Raw genomic sequence first — 19,210 nt, forward strand, 5'->3', positions numbered from 1 at the left:
AAGGCCCCCTCGGGGGGCAGCACAGCACACGAAGTGGCAAGCGTGGGGGCACGCTACAGCCATCCCATTCTTCAACTGGAAGACTTCTGCGTCGCCTACCGCACCGTGGAAGCTGTGCACAGCGTGCGCCTGCAGGTGAACGAGGGCGAGATCGTCACAGTGATCGGCCCCAACGGCGCCGGCAAGACCACGCTGCTGTGCGCGGCCATGGGGCTGCTGCCTTCCACCGGCCAGCTGATGCTGAACGGCGAGCGCATCGCGCGCCCCGGCGTCGAGACCATGGTGGCGCGCGGCGTGGCGCTGGTGCCAGAACGGCGCGAGCTCTTCGGCGAAATGTCGGTCGAAGACAACCTGCTGCTCGGCGGCTTCTACCAGTGGCGCAAGGGCAAGCGCGACCAGCGCGCGCGCATGGACGAGATCTTCGAGATCTTCCCGCGCCTGAAGGAGCGCCGCCCGCAGATGGCCTCCACGTTATCGGGCGGCGAACGCCAGATGCTGGCCATCGGCCGCGCGCTGATGGCGCGCCCGCGCCTGTTGATGCTCGACGAGCCCTCGCTGGGCCTGGCGCCACTGGTGGTGCGCGAAGTGCTGCGCGTGGTGTCGCAGCTGCGCAGCCACGGGGTGTCGGTGCTGCTGGTGGAGCAGAACGCACGCGCCGCGCTGCAGGTGGCCGACCGCGCCTACGTGCTGGAGATGGGCGCCGTGGCGCTCGAAGGCAAGGCGCGCGACCTGCTGCATGACCAGCGGATCATCGATACCTACCTGGGTATCGGCAAGAAGGATTGAACGGTTTTTCTCCCTCCCCTTCCGGGGGAGGGTTGGGGTGGGGGCACGGCGGCCGCAGACAGCGCACTGCGCCGAACCAATGCCGCTTGCCCCCATCCCCGCCTTCCCCCAGAAGGGGAAGGAGCAAGACAGACATCGCGAAAGGACACGCACCATGACCACCACCCTCCAAAGCTACATCGCCGGCCGCTGGATCGGCCAGCAGGCCGCGCAGCAGTTGCGCAGCGCCGTCAACGGCAAGCCCGTGGCAAGCACCCACGCCGAGGCCATCGACTTCGCCGAGGCCCTGCAGTACGCGCGCCGCACCGGCATTCCCGAGCTCATGAAGCTCGACTTCCAGCAGCGCGCCGAGCGCCTGAAGGCGCTGGCCAAGTACATCGCCGCGAACAAGGAAACGCTCTACGCCATCTCCGCCCATACGGGTGCGACGCGCGCCGACAGCTGGATCGACATCGAAGGCGGCGCGGGCACGCTGAGCGCCTACGCCGGCATCGGCACCAACGAGCTGCCCTCGGGCAACCTGGTGCACGAAGGCCCCGCATTCCCGCTCGGCAAGAAGGGCGGCTTCGCGGGCACGCACATCCTGGTGCCGCGCGGCGGCGTGGCGGTGCACATCGACGCGTTCAACTTCCCGGTGTGGGGCCTGCTCGAGAAATTCGCGCCCAGCTTCCTCGCGGGCATGCCCTGCATCGGCAAGCCGGCCACGGCCACCAGCTATCTGACCGAAGCGCTGGTGCGGCTCATCGTGCAGTCGGGCATCCTGCCTGCAGGCAGCCTGCAGCTGGTCATCGGCAGCACGGGCGACCTGCTCGACCGGCTCGAAGGGCCGGACGTGGTCACCTTCACCGGCTCGGCCGATACCGCCGCCAAGCTGCGCGTGCACCCGAACATCGTGCGCCAGTCGATCCCGTTCAACGCCGAGGCCGACTCGCTCAATTGCGCGATCCTCGCGCCCGACGTGACGCCCGACGACGAGGAGTTCGATCTCTTCGTGAAGGAGGTTGCGCGTGAGATGACCATCAAGGCCGGCCAGAAGTGCACCGCCATCCGCCGCGCGATCGTGCCGCGCCAGCACCTCGACGCGGTGGCCGAGCGGCTGCGCGCGCGACTGGCCAAGACCGTGGTGGGCGACCCGTCGCGCGAAGAAGTGCGCATGGGCGCCCTCGCCTCGCGCGACCAGCAGGCCGACGTGGCCGAACGCGTGGCCACGCTGCTGCAGGGCGCGGAGCTGGTGTACGGCGAGCGCGACGGCTTCTCGCCGGTGGGCGACGGCGTGAGCGAAGGCGCCTTCTTCGCGCCCACGCTGCTGCTGAGCCGCAAGCCGCTCGAACACGACGCCGCGCACGACGTCGAGGCCTTCGGCCCCGTCAGCACGCTGATGCCCTACGACGGCATCGACGAGGCGCTGGCACTGGCCGCTCGCGGCCGTGGCAGCCTGGTGGGCACGCTAGTCACGCGCGACCCGGCCATCGCCGCCAAGGCAATTCCGGTCGCTGCCGCATGGCACGGCCGGCTGCTGGTGCTCGACCGCGAAGCCGCCGCCGAATCGACCGGCCACGGCTCGCCGCTGCCGCAGCTCAAGCACGGCGGCCCGGGGCGCGCCGGCGGCGGCGAGGAACTCGGCGGCCTGCGCGCCGTGAAGCACTACCTGCAGCGCACCGCATTGCAGGGCTCGCCCACCATGCTGGCCGCCATCACCGGCGAGCACGTGCGCGGCGCGGCCGTGCGCGAGAGCGAGGTGCATCCGTTCCGCCGCTATTTCGAAGACCTGCGTGTCGGCGATTCGCTGCTCACCCATCGCCGCACCGTCGGCGAGGCCGACATCGTGGCCTTCGGCGGCATCTCGGGCGACTATTTCTACATGCACTTCGACGAAGTGGCGGCGAAGCAGTCGCCCTTCGGCAAGCGCATCGCGCACGGGTACTTCGTGCTGTCGGCGGCGGCCGGCCTGTTCGTGTCGCCCTCGCCCGGCCCGGTGCTCGCCAACTACGGCCTGGACACGCTGCGCTTCACCAAGCCCGTGGGCATCGGCGACACCATCCAGGCGCGCCTGACCTGCAAGCGCAAGATCGACCGCAACAAGAAAGACGCGAGCGGCCAGGGCCAGGGCGTGGTGGCCTGGGACGTGGAGGTGACCAACCAGGACGGCGAACTGGTCGCCAGCTACGACATCCTGACGCTGGTCTCCAAGAAGCCGGAAGCGGTGCAGGCATGACGATGTTCGATCTCACAGGCAAGGTCGCGCTGGTCACGGGCGGCAACGGAGGCATCGGCCTGGGCATGGCGCAAGGGCTTGCCAAGGCCGGCGCGCGCGTCATCGTGGCCGCGCGCAATGCGCAGAAGTCGGCCGCCGCGGTCGAGGCGCTGAAGGCATTGGGCAGCGACAGTTTCGCGCTCGAAGCGGACGTGAGCGACGAAGCCTCGGTGCAGAAGCTCTTCGACGCCGCCGCCGCGCGCTGCGGCCGGCTCGACATCCTGGTCAACAACGCCGGCACCAACATACGCAAGCCGGCCGACCAGCTCGCGCTGTCCGAATGGCACAAGGTGATGGACACCAACCTCACCAGCGCCTTCCTGTGCAGCCGCGCCGCGCATCCGCACCTGAAGGCCGCGGGCGGCGGCAAGATCATCAACATCGGCTCGATGATGTCGATCTTCGGCGCGCCCTATGCGCCGGCCTACGCTGCCAGCAAGGCCGGCATCGTGCAGCTCACGAAGTCGACCGCGCTCTCCTGGGCGCCCGACAACATCCAGGTCAACGCGATCCTGCCCGGCTGGTTCGAGACCGAGCTCACCGACGGCGCGCGCAGCCAGATACCGGGCCTGTACGACCGCGTGGTGGCCCGCGCCGCCGCAGGCCGCTGGGGCCAGCCCGCGGACATCGCCGGCACCGCCGTGTTCCTGGCGAGCGCCGCGTCGGACTACGTGACGGGCACCGCGATTCCCGTGGACGGCGGGTTTTCTATAGCCGGATAGTTCACCGTGGCCGTGTAAATTCGGCCGCCATGCTCTTCTGGTTCCAGATCTTCGCCTTCGTCGTCGGCACCGCCGCGCTGCTCTACGCGTCACGCGGCCCGCTGAGCCGGCCCGGCTCGCACGGCTTCTACCGCTTCTTCGCATGGGAATGCATGCTGGTGCTGGCTCTGGTGAACCTGCCGTGGTGGCATGACGATCCGTTCTCGGCCAGGCAGATCATCTCCAGCACCTTCTTCGTGCTGTCGATCTGGCTGCCGATCCATGCGGTGCGCCTGCTCAAGGCGCAGGGCAAGCCGACCGAGGCGCGCAACGACGACCCCGCGCTCTACGGCTTCGAGAAAACCTCGGCCATCGTCAGCACCGGCGCCTTCCGCTACATCCGCCATCCCATGTACACGGCGCTGATGCTGCTGGCCTGGGGCGCGTTTCTCAAGCAGTTCAGCTGGCTCACGCTGCTGCTGGTGCTCGCGGCCACGGTGCTGCTGTTCATGACGGCGCTGCGCGACGAGCAGGAATGCATCGCGCATTTCGGCGACGACTACCGCGCCTACATGCGCGGCACGCGGCGCTTCATTCCGTTCGTCTTCTAGGGTCGATCGATTCGCTCCAGCGATCGGGGATCGAGCTCGCCGGGCCAGTCGGCGGGCGTCAGCGCCCCCACGCGGCCGCTGCCCGGATTGAATGCGGGCAGGCGGCCAAACAGGTGGCCCGGCGGAACCAGCAAGAGGCGCAGCAGTTGCGCGCCCGTCTCTTTCCAGTCCTTGTGCCGGAGCGCAGCGCCGAGCATCGCCAGATGAACTTGCAGGTGCAGCCTGAAGCGTGACTGCCCGATGACATGCGCGAGTTCCAGCGCACGCCATCCCCGCGCCGCATTGCCCGCTGCCATCGCGCTGCGCGCGAGCGAAATTTCACGAAAGAAAGCTTGTTGCTGAAGGGGCGGATTCATGCGGGCGATTGAAGCCCCTGCAGCCGCTCCAGGGTCAAGAAGCAGCCCCTCGGCACAAGGGGTCGACGAACCCGCCTTCGCGGGCCCTTCTAGCACGGCCCTCGCCGTCAACCTTGCGGGATGCTGACCCGCACGATCAGGTTCCGTTCACACGAACCTCCTAGCATTCGCACATGCTTCTCGCACGCGTCCGCCATTTCGCCAGAGCGCACTACCGTTGGTGGTGCGTGGCGGGGCTGCTGCTGATTTTTCTCCAGCCTTTCATCGCGGCCCACTTCCGCTGCGACGGCCTGGAGGACGAGCCGATGCTGCGGGTGCGCAGCGTCAGCGACACCACGCAGTTCGAGGCCGACGACCGCGCCGACCACCCGAGCGACCACGAGACCACTGTCTTCGCCCAGGCGCCGGCGAGCATCGACCACCCTGACGCCTTCGACTTCGGGCTGAGCACGCTCATGGCCATGGTGCTCGCGATGCTGCCGCTGGCCGTGGCAATAGCACGGCTTGCCACGCCCATCGTGCGCGAAGCGCCTGAACACGTGCCACCGCACGGCGGCGCGCCGCCTTGCGCGCAGCCCTGGCGACGCCTGCCGCCCACCGCTGCCCCGCCCTACGGGATCTGAGAAACCGACGCCTCGCGCGTCGCGTCCTCCCGCTGACGCTGTGCAGCGGGCCTCTCTTCCTCGTCGAAAGGACTGACATGTCCACATTTTTCAGGTGCGCCTGCCGCACCTTGCGCGGCCCTGCGCCTGTTGTTCGCATTCATCCGCAAGGAGTGGCGCCATGGACGCGCTGAACCTCGCTTTCTTTCACTGGATCTACGCCGGCAGCCATCCCACGCCCTGGGTGCTTTCGGTCGCCATCGCCTTCGCGCTCTGGGGCAGCTGGCTCGGCGCGGGCATCGTCGCGGTGACGCTGTGGCGGCAACGCGCCGACCGTGCCTACCTGTGCATCGTGGCCGCCGCAGCCGGCGTGACCTCGCTGCTGGCGCACACCATCGCCACGGCCCTCAATGTTCCGCGGCCCTTCGCCGCTGGGCTGGGCCAGGCCTACATCGAGCATGCGAGTCGCGGCTCGCTGCCGAGCACACATGCGGCCGTCATGTTCATGGTCGCGCTGGCCTTCATGCTGCGCCCCAGCCTGCGCCGCATCGGCGTGCCGCTGCTCGCGCTGGCCGCCGCCACCGGGTGGGCGCGCGTGTACGTGGGCGTCCATTTCCCGCTCGACATCGTCGCCGGCCTGCTGCTGGGCGCGGTCGTCGCCGGCGCAATCGCCATCGCGCGGTGGCTCTTTCTCTTCTTCGTCCCGCGAACTGGCCGCGCACCCGCCGACAGCCCGGCGACCAGCTCTCTCTGGAGGCACTCATGATCTCTTCGTCCACCGCAAGACATTCGCGCACCGGCGCCGGCATCGCTCCCGACACGGCCTTCCCGTCCGGCACCTCCGGCGTCCCCGAGCCGCTGGCCCAGGCCGGCATGCCCGACGCACCCGCCGCCGACGCGCGCAGCATCTCGTGCGTCATCCCCTGCTACAACGAGGCGGCCAACCTGCGCCTGATGCTGCCGCTGCTCGAGGACATCCTCTGGGCCACGCGGCTGCGCTGGGAAATCATCGTGGTGGACGACGGCAGCACCGACGACACCGCCGCCGTGGCCGAGGCATGGTGCGAGCTCGCGGGCTTTCGCTGCATCTCGCTGTCGCGCAACTTCGGCAAGGAAGCCGCGCTCACCGCGGGCCTTGCGGCGTCCACCGGCGACGCCGTGGTGCTGCTGGACGGCGACCTGCAGCACTCGCCCGAGCTGATCCACGCGATGCTCGCGCAATGGACGGCCGGCGCCGAGGTGGTCTACGCGGTGCGCGAGCAACGCAGCGACGAAAGCCGCTTCAAGCAGCTCGGCAGCAAGCTCTTCTACAACCTCGTCAATTCGTCGGACCGCTTCGAGGTGCCGAAGGACGCGGGCGACTTCCGCCTGATGGACCGCAAGGTGGTCGACGCGCTCATGGCCATGCCCGAGCGCAGCCGCTTCATGAAGGGCCTCTACGCCTGGGTGGGCTTCCGCGCCGTGGCGCTGCCCTACACGCCCGCGCCGCGCGCCGAAGGCACCACCAAGTTCAACGCCCGCCGGCTGATCGGCCTGGCCATCGACGGCCTCACCGCCTTCACCACCTGGCCGCTGCGCATGGTGAGCGTGGTGGGCCTGCTGCTCGCGGTGCCGGCCTTCGGCTACGGCACTTTCGTGACCATCGACCACCTGCTGTTCGGCAACTCCGTGTCCGGCTGGACCACGATCGTCGTGAGCCTGATGTTCTTCATCGGCATCCAGATGATCTCCACCGGCATCGTGGGCGAGTACATCGCCCGCATCTATGAGGAGGTGAAGGGCCGTCCGCTGTACGTGGTCCGACGTGAACACGGCAAGGGACTCGAGCCCGAGACCGGGAAACCATGAGACGACCTGCTTCCTGGTGGACCTCGCCCCGACCCTTCTGGCTCATCGCCGCGCTGTTCGCATGGCTGCTCGCGACCGCATGGGTGCGCCCGCTGATGGCGCCCGACGAAGGGCGCTACGGCGGCGTGGCGCTCGCGATGCTGCGCTCCGGCGACTGGCTGGTGCCGCGGCTGGACGGCCTGCCCTTCTTCCACAAGCCGCCGCTGTTCTACTGGATCGGCGCGGCGGCGATGTCGGTCACGGGCCCGGTCGAATGGGCGGCGCGGCTGCCTTCGATCATCGGCGCGGGCACTGCGGCGGCGGCGCTATTCCTGTTCCTGCGGCGCTGGTCGACGCTGCGGCAGGCGCTGCTGTCGACCGTGGTGCTGGTGACCACGCCCTTCTTCTTCCTGGGCGCGCAGTTCGCCAACCTCGACATGCTGGTGGCCGGGTGCATCTCGGCCACGGTACTGCTGGCCGCCGGCGCGGCGCTGGCGCGGGAGCGCGGCGAGCCCTGGCGCGCCCTGCTGGCAGGCGCCTACCTGATGGCCGCGGCCGGGCTGCTGGCCAAGGGACTGATCGGCCTGGTGCTGCCCGGTGCCGTGCTGGTGCTGTGGTGCGCCGCAACGCGCAAGACCTTGGTGCTGAAGCTCGCGCTGTGGTTGCCGGGCTGGGCGATCCTGCTGGCGGTGGCGGGCCCGTGGTTCGTTGCCATGCAGATGAAGTACCCCGAGTTCTTCGACTACTTCGTCATCACCCAGCACTTCCGGCGCTTCGCTTCGTCGGGGTTCAACAACGAGCACCCTTTCTGGTTCTACATACCGGTGCTGGCGGTGCTCACGCTGCCGTGGTTCGCCTGGGTGTTCGTGCCGCGCGGCAAGGACGACAAGGACAGCGTGCCTCGATCGCGCCTGTCCGACGTCGACTGGCTCATGTGGATCTGGCTGGCGGTGATCGTGGTGTTCTTCTCGATGCCGCGATCCAAGCTGGTCGGCTACGTGCTGCCCGCGCTGCCGCCGCTGGCCTGCCTGATCGCGCAGCGCGTGCTGGCCGGCCGCGTCGTCGAGAAGCTGCTGCCCGGAATGCGCGCCACGGCGGCGGTTGCAGCCGCGCTGTGCGTGGCGTGCGTGGTCGCGGTCGCCATCTACTCGGTGCCTCCGGGCACGCGGCTGCGGCTGCCGGCGGGCCAGTCGGTGGCCCCGGGCGACCAGGTGATGATGCTCGACAGCTACTACTACGAGATCCCGTTCTACTGGAACCTGCGCCAGCCGGTGCTCGTGTCGGACGACTGGAAGGCCGCCGCCACCGACACCCGCGACAACTGGCGCAAGGAGATCTTCGATGCGAGCCGCTTCGAGCCCGCGCGCGCCGACGCCACGCTGATCGACCGGACGCAGCTCGCGCCCGTGCTGTGCGTGCCGCGCACCACCTGGCTGGTCGGGCCGATCGCCTCACAGCTGTCGAACCCCTGGCTGGGCAAGGCGCAGCTGGTGGCGGTCAACGAAAGCATGGCTGCATGGCGCTTCCAGGGAAGCGCCACGCGCGACCCGGACTGCCTGGGCACCCCTGCCTCTGCCCCTGCGCCCGCCGGTGCCGCCCTACCATCCCTTCCCGTGCCTGTCCCCTCCAAGAATGGCAATGACTGATACCTCCGGCCCGCTGGGGCCGACGATGCGCCACCTCTGCGTGTGCGCGGACGACTTCGGCATGAGCCCCGGCATCAACGCCGCCGTGCTCGAGCTTTCCGAGCTGGGCAAGATCTCCGCGACCAGCGGCATGGTGCGGCGCGGCGCATGGGTCGCGGGCGCACGGGCGCTGCGGCGGCTCGACACCGCGCGGCTGGACGTGGGCCTGCACCTGGACCTCACGCGGCCCGACACGCCCGACGGCCCCGAGCCCGGCCTCGCGGGGCTGATCGCGCGGACCTACACGCGCACCGTGTTCTCGCCCGTGCTCCACGCCGACATCCGCGACCAGTTCACCCGCTTCGAGGACGCGATGGGCCGTGCGCCCGCGTTCGTCGACGGCCACCGGCACGTGCACCAGTTCCCGGTGGTGCGCGAACTGCTGGTCGACGAGATCGTGCGCCGCTACCCCGAGTCGCCGCCGTGGGTGCGCTATACCGCGCCGGGCGCCAGTAACGGCCCCGACCGGCTGAAGGCCCGCGTGATCCACGCACTGGGCGGCGCGCGGCTGGCGGCGCTCGCCAAGGAGCACGGCATTCCGGTGAGCCGGCGCCTGCTCGGCGTGTACGACTTCACCGGCGACTTGCAGAGCTACGAAGCGCATCTGGCCGAATGGCTCGCGGCCTGCCGCACCGGCGACGTGCTGATGTGCCACCCGTCGACCGGCATACAGCCCGGCGACCCGCACGGCTCGGCGCGCATGCGCGAATACGCGGTGCTGCGCGCGCTCTCGCTGCCGCCTCGAGGGCAGGCAGGCGGGATCGCGATCACGCCGCTGTCGCAAGTCTTCCGGCGCGGCGAACTGGTCCATGCGTAGGACCGGTTTCGTAGGGGCCGCGGCGGCCTTCTGGGGCTTCGTGGTGTTCATGCCGGTCGGAGCCAACTACCTGGCGGCCTTTGTCGCATTGGCGGCGCTGGCCGCCGCCGGCGGCTACGGCGAACGGCTCGAACGCCTTCGCACGAGCCCGCTGGCATGGCCGCTCGCGGCCTACACCGGCTGGACGCTGCTGGTGCTAGCCGTCGGACCGCACTACCCGGAGACGGCCGCCAACCTGTGGCACGGCCTGCGCATCGCGACCACGCTGGCCGTCACCGTGGTGCTCTCCGACAGCGAGGCCAAGGCGGGGCTGCGCGGCTTTGCCGGCGGGGCCGCATTCGCGCTCGCGGCCATGGCGCTGTCGCACACCGTCGGCCTGCCCGACTTCCTGCTGTGGCACAACGTCATCGTCATGAAGGGCAACAAGTCGATCAACGACGCGCTGCTGTTCGCGGTGCTGGGCGCCACCTCCGCCGTACTGGCCATGGGCTGGCAGATTCCCTGGCGGCATGCGCGCGCCTGGCGCTTGGGCATGGCGGTGGTGTTCCCGCTGGCGATGGTGGCGGTGGTTACCGCGGGGCTGCCGTCGCGGACCTCGCTGGTGGCCATGTTCGCGGCGCTGGTCGCGGCCTGCGTGCATCAGTGGCGCGGCCGGCTGCGCACGCTGGCCGTCGCGCTCTGCATGGTCGGCGTGGCCACCGGCGCGGTGCTGTCGCAGGCACATTCGATCGATGACAAGTTCAGGCTGGGCCTGTCGGAGCTGGAGGCCGCGCAGACCGGCACGGTGTCCGAAGGCAGCTGGGTGGTGCGCTTTTACATGTACCGCGAGACCACGCGCATGATGCTCGACCGCCCCTGGACCGGCTGGGGCATCGGCGGCTGGACGCAGGAATGGAAGCGCCGCAGCCCGCCGCTGCTGGCCGACTACAACATGCCGCACAACGACTTCCTGTGGATGGGTTCGCAGGGCGGCGTGGCGGGGCTGCTGTCGCTGGTGGCGATCTTCGCCGCCGGGCTCCGGGCCGCATGGCGTCGGCAGGATCTGGCGGGCCGGCTCGCGCTCTCGGCAATGACCATCATGACGGTGGCCACTTGCCTGAACTCCGCCATGCGCGACGCGGCCATCGGCCTGAGCCTGCCGTGGGTCGCGTTCCTTTTCCTGCGGCTGGCGCAGTCGCGTTCGCCCTCTCCTTCATCGCCCGAACCGGCGATGGCGGACACCGCCCGCACCGCGCTCGCCCCGCTGGCAAGGTAGGCAAGCCCCCCGCCATGTGCAACATGGGGGCGCTAACATGCGCGCCTCCTCATCCGCGCAGCCCGACTCCCCCATGCCCTCCCCGAAAAGCACCGCCTTTCCCTCGGCGGCGCAAGCCGCACTGCTGTTCATCGCGCTGTGCCTGTGCGAGATCGTCGTGGGTGCGGCGCTGCGCGATGCCAACCGGTGGCTCGGCCTGAACGGCATGCAGATCGGCGTGCTCTCTGCCGTGCTCGGCAACGGCTGCGTGTTCGCGGCGGTGATGCATGCGCAGCACCTCACATGGCGCGAGCTGTTCCATCAGTCGCGCGCTTCTGCCGGCGTCACGCTGCTGCTGGTGGTGCCGCCGGTGCTGCTGCTGGTGCCCGCGCTGCTGCTGACCATCACTTCCGCCTTCAACCTGCTGGTGCGCATCGCGCCGCTCTCGGCCTGGGAAGAAGCCATGTTCAGCCGCATGGCCGACGGCAGCGTGGCGGCCGTGCTGGCGGTGTGCGTGGTGGCGCCGCTGCTCGAGGAAATGCTGTTCCGCGGCATCGTGCTGCGCGGCTTCCTGCAGCGCTATCCGCGCTGGCAGGCCATCTTCCTCTCGGCCCTGCTGTTCGGCGCCGCGCACATGAACATCTACCAGTTCGTGGTCGGCTTCATCATGGGCACGGTGCTCGCGTGGCTCTACGAGCGCACGCGCTCGCTCATTCCTTGCATCGCGCTGCATGCCGCATACAACAGCGCCACGCTGCTGTTCGCGGACTGGCTCGATGCCGCGTCGCCTGCACACCTGCTGTGGGTCGCGCTGCTTGCACTGGCCGCTGCCTTGTGCGGCACGCTGGTGCTGCGGCTGATGCTGGTGGCCAGGCCGGCGCGGAGCACCTCGGCCTAGGAGCGAGCGCTAGGAGCCGGTGGGCGGCAGCGGCCGCGCATCGACCGCCTCCCCGTCGACGATGAAGTGCCCGCCCGCCACGTGGTGCAGCGTGCGCAGCTCGTCATGCCCGTCGAAATTCCAGCGCCCGTTGGCGAACACGCGCGAATCGGCCTGCGCGGCGATCACCTCGCCCAGGAACAGGTCGTAGCTCTGCTGGATGTGCGGCTCCGGCAGCAGGCGGCATTCGAGCCACGCCGCGCAGCCTTCGAGCAGCGGCGCATCGGTGGCCGTGCCCGCGAAGGTCTGCAGGCCGTAGGCCGCGAACTTGTCGTGCCCCGACTGCTCGACGATCTCGCGGCCGGAGCTGTTGCCCAGCGCTTCCGTCAGGTCGAGCTGCGCGCGCGTGGGCACCTGCAGCGCGAAGCTGCCGGCGCCTTCGAGCAGCACGCGCGTCCAGGTGCTCTTGTCGAGCACCACCGCCACCTTGGGCGGCGCGAAGTCCAGCGGCATGGCCCAGGCCGCGGCCATGATGTTGCGCTGGCCGCCGTGCGCCGCGCTCACCAGCACGGTGGGGCCGTGGTTCAGCAGGCGGTAGGCCTTGTCGAGGGGAACGGGCAGGCGGTGGTGGGAGGCGTTCATGGCATGGGCTCTTGCAACAGCAGTTCAGTTCCCTGATTCTGTCGCAGGCAGGCGCCGCACCACCACCGTGCGGATACGCTGCGCGTCAACGTCGGTCACCTCGAACTCGCAGCCGTCATGCACCCATTTCCGGCCCGGCGAAGGCAGGCCGCCGAAGCGCGCGAGCAGGAAGCCAGCGACCGAGGTGTAGCTGTCGTCGTCGCTCAGCAGGCCGTGCGTCTGCAGCGCCTGCTCCAGCAGGTGCAGGTCGGCGCTGCCGGACACGGTCCAGGTGTCGGCGGCGGTCTGCTGGATTTCCAGCGTCTCGTCCTCGTCGGGAAACTCGCCCGCGATGGCTTCGAGCACGTCGATGGGCGTGACCACGCCGGTCAGCGAGCCGTGCTCGTCGTTGACCAGCGCAAGCTGCCCGCGCGCGCCGCGCAGCGTGTCGATCAGGCGGATCACCGTGGTCGACTCGGGCACGTAGATCGGCGCGCGCAGGCCGCCGCTCTCGTCGATCTTTCCGTGCCGCAGCAGGTGGCCCAGCAGGTCTTTCGCGCGTGCCACGCCCACCACCTCGTCGAGCGAGCCGCGGCACACCGGGAAGATGCCGTGCGGCGTGTCGAGCAGCTGCTCGCGCACCGCCTCGGGGTCGTCGTTCAGGTCCACCCAGGAGATGTCGGCGCGCGGCGTCATCACCGAGCGCACGTTGCGCTCGGCCAGCGACAGCACGCCGCTGACCATGTTGCGCTCCTCGACCGCGAAAGCCGGCTCCGGCAGGGGCATGGCACCGTCGGCCGAGGCACCGGCCAGTGCCGGTTCGCCCGGCGCGCGGCCGCCCAGCAGCCGCAGGATGGATTCGGCCGTGCGGTCGCGCAGCGGACGGCGCGCCTCGTGCTTCAGCGCATTGCGCTTGGCCCACTGGTTCAGCGCCTCGATCATCACGGAGAAGCCGATGGCGCCGTACAGGTAGCCCTTCGGAATGTGAAAGCCCAGGCCCTCGGCCACCAGGCTCAGGCCGATCATCAGCAGGAAGCTGAGGCACAGAACCACCACCGTGGGATGCGCGTTGACGAAGCGCGTGAGCGGCTTCGACGCCCACAGCATGATGCCGATCGAGATGACCACCGCCGCCATCATCACTGGCAGGTGGTCGACCATGCCCACGGCGGTGATGACCGCGTCGAGAGAGAACACCGCGTCGAGCACCACGATCTGCGTCACCACCAGGCCGAAGCTCGCATAGGCCGTGGAGCCGCCGGCCATGTGCGTCACGCCCTCGAGCCGCTCGTGCAGCTCCGACGTGGCCTTGAACAGCAGGAACAGGCCGCCCACCAGCAAGATCAGGTCGCGCCCCGAAAAGCCCTGGCCGAACACGGTGAACAACGGCGCTGTCAGCGTGACCAGCCACGAAACCACCGACAGCAGCCCCAGCCGCATGAAGAGCGCCAGGCCCAGGCCCAGCCGCCTGGCGCGGTCGCGCAGGTGAGGCGGCAGCTTCTCCGCGAGGATCGCGATGAAGATCAGGTTGTCGATGCCCAGCACGATCTCCAGGACGACCAGCGTCAGGAGACCGATCCAGGCGGCGGGGTCGGTGAGCAGTTCAACGATCATGGCGGAAGAAGAAGGCGCGGCAACGCGTACGGCCCGGCATGGCGCGGGCCATGTCGGGCAACGACGGGGAAAAGGCGGGATGGACGGGAGCCGCGAAAAGGTCGGTCGCGGCGCACGGAGACAGGCGGAAGCTGGCGCAGGCCAGCGGCCTACTGGGAGGCTCGGAGGAGGATTTCACCCCTCCAGTCTATCGAACCCGCATCAGCCGGCCGGCAGGCGCTGCATCAGGCAGGCCAGCAGCACCGGTTCGTTCTCGATCTTCGAGCGGTCGATGCGGCGCGTCCGGCCGTTCGCGATGATCACCAGATGCTCGTCCACCAGCACGCCGTCGGTCTCCGATTGCGTGTGCACCGTGTCGATGCTCGACCACGCGATGAGCTGCCCCTTGTGCACCAGCCCTTCCGCATTCATGCCCAGCGCGCCGAAGTCCACCGTGTCGCCGGCATGCATGCGCCGCTCGACCTCGCCGCGCAGCACCCTGCCGATCGCCTCTTCGATCTCGGCCCGCAGCGCGGCCGCGTGGTCCCAAAGGCCGAGCCGCAGCCGCGTGGTCTTGCCGCGGCGCGTGGTGATCAGCATGTGGTTGCGGCCGTGGCGATGGCGCAGCCGCGTCACGTCGGCAAAGGCGACAGTGCGGCGGCCGAGCAGCAGGCCGTGCGCGCCGAGCGTGAGCACCGGCGGCGTGCGCCACCACGCGAAGAAATCGCCGCCGCGCCAGACGATCAGGTAAAGCCCCACCGGAACCGCCATCGACGCGAGGAAGAGCATGCCTTCGTCGGACACCGGCTCGCCATCGGAAAGAAAGGGCAGGATGAATATCTGCGCAGGCACCAGCATCACCGCGCACAACGCATAGGCCACGGCCAGACCGCCCAGCACACAGTAGAACGCGTGGCAGGGAAAGATTCTGGCGTGACGGATGGGCATGTGGACTGCCCAATGCGTGGACAGCGGGCGGGGAGCGTGGATCGAAAAAAGCAGGGGCACACCTTAACAGCGCGATGCGGTCAGAACGCGCATGCGCACGGCGTCGCGGGGCTCTTTTTTCCGGTATCGGCGCCGCGTCGACAGGGCCGATAGGTAGGAAGACTTAAGTTCCGCGCGGGCCGTTGTCTGACCTCTGCTTAAGCACTCACTGCGCGCGCTGCTTCGCCACGAACTCCGGCGTCACCGTGCCCTGCTTGTTCCCGAACTGCGCGATGACGTAGTTCGCGAGCGCCGCGACTTCGGTGTCCGTGTATGCCTTGTCGAACGCGGGCATGTAGACCTCGTTGTCATGCACGCGCATCTTCACGCCCCGCAAGATCATCTGCGTGACGTTCGCGCCGCCCGGGTCGTTCACGCCGCGCGTTCCCAGCAGCGACGCGTAGTTGGTCTGCTGCCCCTGCCCGTTCCACTGGTGGCAACTGGCGCATGCCGCGGCGAAGAGCCTGAGCCCCTGCTCATGCCCTTCGGCCGTGTTGGCCGCCGGCGCGGCCGCGCTCGAGGCCACGGCCCAGGGCGCCTTCGCATCGATCTCGATCGGGTCCTTGCCGGACTTCGCGGGCACCGTGCGCAGGTAGCTCACCAGCGCCGCGGTGTCCTCGGCCTTCAGGTACTGCAGGCTGTGTTCCACCGCCTCGCCCATCGGCCCCGAGGCGGAGCCCCGGCCATCGGCGTGCCCCGTCGTGAGGTACGCGGCAATCTCCGCGTCGCTCCATCCGCCGATACCGTTCTTCGCGTCCGACGTGATGTTGTAGGCGCGCCAGCCCTGGACCGTTTCGCCCGCCAGGTTGTTGCTCGTCTCCAGTGCGAAGGCAAAGTTGCGCGGCGTGTGGCATTCCGCGCAATGGCCCAGCGCGGTGGCCAGGTACTTGCCCTGGTTCCACGCGGGCGGCTGCGACGGATCGGCCTCGAAGCGGCGGCTCTTGAAGAAGGCTGCGTTCCAGAAGCCCATGGCCCAGCGCTGGTTGAACGGAAAGCCCAGGTCGGCCTCGCGGTTCGGCTGCTTCACCTGGGGCAGGCTGAAGAGATACGCCTTGATCGCGAGAACGTCCTTGCGGCTGAGCGCGGTGTATGCGGTGTACGGGAACGCCGGGTACAGGCGCTGCCCGTCGGCGCGCACGCCGTCGTGCATGGCGCGCACGAACTGGTCGTCGCTCCAGTTGCCGATGCCGGTGGCCGGGTCGGCCGTGATGTTCGACGAATAGATGGTGCCGAAGGCCAGCACGAAAGGCAGCCCGCCCGCAAAGGGCTCGCCCTTGCCGGGCACCGTGTGGCACGCGATGCAGTCGGCGGCCTTGGTGAGGTATTCGCCGCGCACCAGCGGCGCCGCATCGGCCGGCGCGCCGGCCAGCACGGGCGCCTCGCCCTCCGACTTGTCGGTGCGGTTGAGAAAGAAGTAGAGCGCCGCGCCCACCACGAACACGGCCACCAGCAGCTTGAATAGTCGCTTCATGCCGTGCTCCTTTCACCCGGTGCCGTATGCGCGGCATCGGCGATCTTTTTCTTCAGCGCCTCCTTGTCCTGCACCAGCAGCGCGCGGTTCACGGGCAGCGCGCGAAGGCGCACGCCGGTGGCTGCGAAGATCGCGTTGGCCAGCGCCGGCGCGGCGATGGCGGTGCCGACTTCGCCGAGCCCGCCGGGCGCCTCACCGCTCTTGACGGTGTGGACCTCGACCGGTGGCGACTCGTTGATGCGCAGCATCCGGTAGTCGTGGAAGTTGCTCTGCTCGATGGCGCCCTCGCGCAGCGTGATCTCGCTGAACAGCGCGGCGCTGAGCCCGAACAGCAGCCCGCCCTGGATCTGCGCCTCGATGGAACTCGCGTTCACCGCAATGCCGCAGTCGAGCGCGACCACCGCACGCCGCAGCCGCACCTCGCCCTGCGGCGTGACCTCGACCTCGACCATGGCGCACACGCGGCTGCCGAACGGGTCGCCCACGGCCACGCCGCGCCCCACGCGTGCCGGCAGCGCGCCCTTGCCCCAGCCGATCTTGTCGGCAGCCAGATCGAGCACCGCGAGCGTGCGCGGGTTCTTCTTCAGCAGCGCGCGCCGGTAGGCCACCGGGTCTTTCCTGGCGCGCTGCGCCAGTTCGTCGATGAAGCTCTCCAGCACGAAGAGGTTGTGCGTCGGCCCCACGCCGCGCCACCAGCCGACGTTCAGGCCGCTCGGCATGTCGTGCCGCACCCATTCCACCTTGAGGTTCGGCAGGTCGTAGCAGGGCTCGGCGACGCATTCGATCAGGTCGCCGTCCATGCCGTCCTTGCCCATGAAGGCCGGGGCCCAGCGGCCCAGCACGGTGCCGCCGGAGATGCGGTCGCCGAACCACAGGATCTGCCCGTCGCCGTCGACCACGGCCGAGATGTCGTCGTGGTACATCGGCCGCACGATGTCGTGGCGGATGTCTTCCTCGCGCGTCCACACCACCTTGAGCGGATACGCCACCTGCTTCGCAAAGGCCACGGCCTGCTCGACCGAGTCGGTCTCCAGCCGCCGGCCGAAGCCGCCGCCAAGGTACTGGTTGTGCAGCACGACCTTGTCCTCGGCCAGCCCGGTGATCTTGGCGGCCACGCTCACGCAGCGCGCCGGCACCTGCGTGCCGACCCAGATCTCGCAGCCGTCGGGCCGCACATGCACCGTGGTGTTGAGCGGCTCCATGGTCGCGTGTGCCAGCATCGGCAGGTCGTAGGTGGCCTGCACCAGCGTGCCCTCGGGCCGCTTGCCGGTTTCCTTGCCGACGATCGCCTTGTCCTTCGCGAGCGCATCGGCCAGCGCCGAGCGCAGTTGCTGCGTCGTGAGCGTGGCGTTCTGCCCCGGCGTCCACCGGATCTTCAGCGCATCGAGGCCCCGCTTCGCGGCCCAGAAATGCTCGCCCACCACGGCAACCGCGTCCTTGATGCGCAGCACGTCGATCACGCCGGGAATCGCGCGCGCGGCCTTGTCGTCCACCGAGGCCAGCACGCCGCCGAGCGTGGGGCTGGCCTTGACCGTCGCCACCTTCATGCCCGGCACACGCACATCGATGCCGAACTGCGTGCTGCCGTTGACCTTGCCGGCCGAGTCGACCCGCCGCAGCGGCTGGCCGATGAGCTTGAAATCCCTGGGCTCCTTCAGCGCCACCTTGGCCGGCATCGGCAGCTTCGCGGCGGCCGCTGCAAGCGCGCCGAAGCCGAGCTGCCGATTCGAAGCCGGATGGCTCACCACGCCGCGCGCGACCGTGCAGCTCGCGGGGTCGACGCTCCATTGCGCTGCTGCAGCGCTTACCAGCAGCGTGCGCGCGACGGCACCGGCCTCGCGCAGCACGGCGTAGGTGCCGCGCGTGCTGGTAGAGCCGCCGGTGATCTGGCCGCCGAGCAGCGGCATGCCATAGAGCGCTTCGTTGGGCGGCGAATGCTCCACGCGCACCTGGTCGAGCTCGACGCCGAGTTCCTCGGCCAGCAGCATCGCCGAGCCGGTGTAGATGGCCTGGCCCATCTCGACCATCGGCATCACGAGGCGCACGCCGCCGTCGGCGTCGATGCGGATGAAGGCGTTCGGCGCGAAGGCGGGGTTGCCGTCCGCGAGCGCGGCGGCCGCGTCCGAGGGTTGCTGGCGCGCACTGATGGCCGCAAAGGCCTTCCCGCCGCCGACCCAGGTGAAGGCCAGCGCCAGGCCGCCGGCCTGCAGGGCGGCGCGCCGGCTGATTCCGGCGGCGGCGCTCACGATGCGCTCCTGGCCGGCATCGTCACAACCGACTGCAGCACCTCGGGCTTGCCCGTCGCGGCCTGCTTGATGGCTGCCCGGATGCGCGAGTAGGTACAGCATCGACAGACGTTGCCCGACATGGCGAGGTCGATGTCGGCGTCGCTCGGGTTGGGCGTGCGCTGTATCAGCGCCGCGGCGGACATGATCTGCCCGGACTGGCAGTAGCCGCACTGCACCACGTCGACCTCGAGCCAGGCCTTCTGGATGCTCTGGCCGGCCGGGGTCTGCGCGATGGCTTCGATGGTGGTGACGGCCTTCTTGCCGATCGCGCCGACCGGCAGCACGCAAGAGCGCACGGGCTGGCCGTCGAGGTGCACGGTGCAGGCACCGCACTGCGCGATGCCGCAACCGAACTTGGTTCCTGTAAGCCCCACGATGTCGCGCAATGCCCAGAGCAAGGGCATGTCGTCGGGAGCGTTGACAGCAACGGACTGGCCGTTGATGTTGATATCGATCATGGGCCCTGCCTTTTCTGCTTGTTTCATCGGGGGTCGGCACTG

Annotated in this window: 18 protein-coding genes; 11 read left to right on the plus strand and 7 right to left on the minus strand. The window is 69.4% G+C overall.

Annotation, left to right across the window (positions count from 1 at the left end; translation table 11 throughout):
• Positions 1 to 42: 42 nt before the first annotated feature.
• From ACWV14_RS25755 to ACWV14_RS25770, 4 genes are all read left to right on the plus strand, one after another.
• The gene (locus ACWV14_RS25755; protein WP_454904398.1) at positions 43 to 786 is read left to right on the plus strand and encodes an ABC transporter ATP-binding protein; all 744 of its coding nucleotides are present in this window, start codon (positions 43 to 45) and stop codon (positions 784 to 786) included.
• 154 nt (positions 787 to 940) lie between these two features.
• Positions 941 to 3,001, plus strand: a complete 2,061-nt coding sequence (gene paaZ, locus ACWV14_RS25760; RefSeq protein WP_422087989.1) for a phenylacetic acid degradation bifunctional protein PaaZ — start codon at positions 941 to 943, stop codon at positions 2,999 to 3,001.
• On the plus strand, positions 2,998 to 3,762 hold the full coding sequence (locus tag ACWV14_RS25765; RefSeq protein ID WP_454912798.1) for an SDR family NAD(P)-dependent oxidoreductase: 765 nt from the start codon (positions 2,998 to 3,000) through the stop codon (positions 3,760 to 3,762). The genes paaZ and ACWV14_RS25765 overlap by 4 nt, the downstream gene beginning before the upstream one ends.
• Positions 3,763 to 3,791: 29 nt before the next feature.
• The gene (locus ACWV14_RS25770; RefSeq protein ID WP_454904400.1) at positions 3,792 to 4,352 is read left to right on the plus strand and encodes a methyltransferase family protein; all 561 of its coding nucleotides are present in this window, start codon (positions 3,792 to 3,794) and stop codon (positions 4,350 to 4,352) included.
• Here ACWV14_RS25770 and ACWV14_RS25775 read toward each other — a convergent pair.
• On the minus strand, positions 4,349 to 4,708 hold the full coding sequence (locus ACWV14_RS25775; RefSeq protein WP_454904401.1) for a DUF3703 domain-containing protein: 360 nt from the start codon (positions 4,706 to 4,708) through the stop codon (positions 4,349 to 4,351). The two genes, ACWV14_RS25770 and ACWV14_RS25775, sit on opposite strands and share 4 nt — an antisense overlap.
• Before the next feature lie 173 nt (positions 4,709 to 4,881).
• Here ACWV14_RS25775 and ACWV14_RS25780 point away from each other — a divergent pair, with 173 nt between their 5' ends.
• From ACWV14_RS25780 to ACWV14_RS25810, 7 genes are all read left to right on the plus strand, one after another.
• Entirely contained in the window at positions 4,882 to 5,331 is a 450-nt protein-coding gene (locus ACWV14_RS25780; RefSeq protein ID WP_454904402.1) for a hypothetical protein, read from the plus strand.
• Positions 5,332 to 5,491: 160 nt separating this feature from the next.
• Positions 5,492 to 6,076 (plus strand): phosphatase PAP2 family protein, encoded by a 585-nt coding sequence (locus ACWV14_RS25785; RefSeq protein WP_454904403.1) that lies wholly within the window; start codon positions 5,492 to 5,494, stop codon positions 6,074 to 6,076.
• Positions 6,077 to 6,183: 107 nt separating this feature from the next.
• Positions 6,184 to 7,158 (plus strand): glycosyltransferase family 2 protein, encoded by a 975-nt coding sequence (locus tag ACWV14_RS25790; protein ID WP_454906069.1) that lies wholly within the window; start codon positions 6,184 to 6,186, stop codon positions 7,156 to 7,158.
• A complete protein-coding gene (locus ACWV14_RS25795; RefSeq protein WP_454904404.1) occupies positions 7,155 to 8,783 on the plus strand; it encodes an ArnT family glycosyltransferase in 1,629 nt (542 codons plus the stop codon). The genes ACWV14_RS25790 and ACWV14_RS25795 overlap by 4 nt, the downstream gene beginning before the upstream one ends.
• Positions 8,776 to 9,639, plus strand: coding sequence for a ChbG/HpnK family deacetylase (locus ACWV14_RS25800; RefSeq protein WP_454904405.1), 864 nt, complete (start codon positions 8,776 to 8,778; stop codon positions 9,637 to 9,639). The genes ACWV14_RS25795 and ACWV14_RS25800 overlap by 8 nt, the downstream gene beginning before the upstream one ends.
• Positions 9,632 to 10,894 (plus strand): O-antigen ligase family protein, encoded by a 1,263-nt coding sequence (locus tag ACWV14_RS25805; protein ID WP_454904406.1) that lies wholly within the window; start codon positions 9,632 to 9,634, stop codon positions 10,892 to 10,894. Before ACWV14_RS25800 ends, ACWV14_RS25805 begins: the two co-directional genes overlap by 8 nt.
• Before the next feature lie 73 nt (positions 10,895 to 10,967).
• Positions 10,968 to 11,771, plus strand: coding sequence for a CPBP family intramembrane glutamic endopeptidase (locus ACWV14_RS25810; protein WP_454904407.1), 804 nt, complete (start codon positions 10,968 to 10,970; stop codon positions 11,769 to 11,771).
• A 9-nt stretch (positions 11,772 to 11,780) separates the two neighbouring features.
• Here the strand turns inward: ACWV14_RS25810 and ACWV14_RS25815 are convergent, their stop codons facing one another.
• The 6 genes from ACWV14_RS25815 to ACWV14_RS25840 all read right to left on the minus strand — a co-directional run bounded on the left by ACWV14_RS25815 (position 11,781) and on the right by ACWV14_RS25840 (position 19,168).
• Complete coding sequence (locus ACWV14_RS25815; RefSeq protein WP_454904408.1) at positions 11,781 to 12,392, minus strand: flavin reductase family protein; 612 nt, start codon at positions 12,390 to 12,392, stop codon at positions 11,781 to 11,783.
• 24 nt (positions 12,393 to 12,416) lie between these two features.
• Positions 12,417 to 13,985 carry a TerC family protein gene (locus ACWV14_RS25820; protein ID WP_454904409.1) on the minus strand — a complete coding sequence of 523 codons (1,569 nt, stop codon included), beginning with the start codon at positions 13,983 to 13,985 and terminating at the stop codon, positions 12,417 to 12,419.
• Positions 13,986 to 14,186: 201 nt separating this feature from the next.
• The gene (locus tag ACWV14_RS25825; RefSeq protein WP_454904410.1) at positions 14,187 to 14,912 is read right to left on the minus strand and encodes a hypothetical protein; all 726 of its coding nucleotides are present in this window, start codon (positions 14,910 to 14,912) and stop codon (positions 14,187 to 14,189) included.
• A gap of 205 nt (positions 14,913 to 15,117) precedes the next feature.
• A complete protein-coding gene (locus ACWV14_RS25830; protein WP_454904411.1) occupies positions 15,118 to 16,422 on the minus strand; it encodes a c-type cytochrome in 1,305 nt (434 codons plus the stop codon).
• Entirely contained in the window at positions 16,419 to 18,668 is a 2,250-nt protein-coding gene (locus ACWV14_RS25835; protein ID WP_454904412.1) for a molybdopterin cofactor-binding domain-containing protein, read from the minus strand. The genes ACWV14_RS25830 and ACWV14_RS25835 overlap by 4 nt, the downstream gene beginning before the upstream one ends.
• Positions 18,665 to 19,168, minus strand: a complete 504-nt coding sequence (locus ACWV14_RS25840) for a (2Fe-2S)-binding protein (RefSeq protein ID WP_454904413.1) — start codon at positions 19,166 to 19,168, stop codon at positions 18,665 to 18,667. Before ACWV14_RS25840 ends, ACWV14_RS25835 begins: the two co-directional genes overlap by 4 nt.
• Positions 19,169 to 19,210 lie beyond the last annotated feature (42 nt).

The organism is Variovorax durovernensis (genome assembly GCF_977011995.1).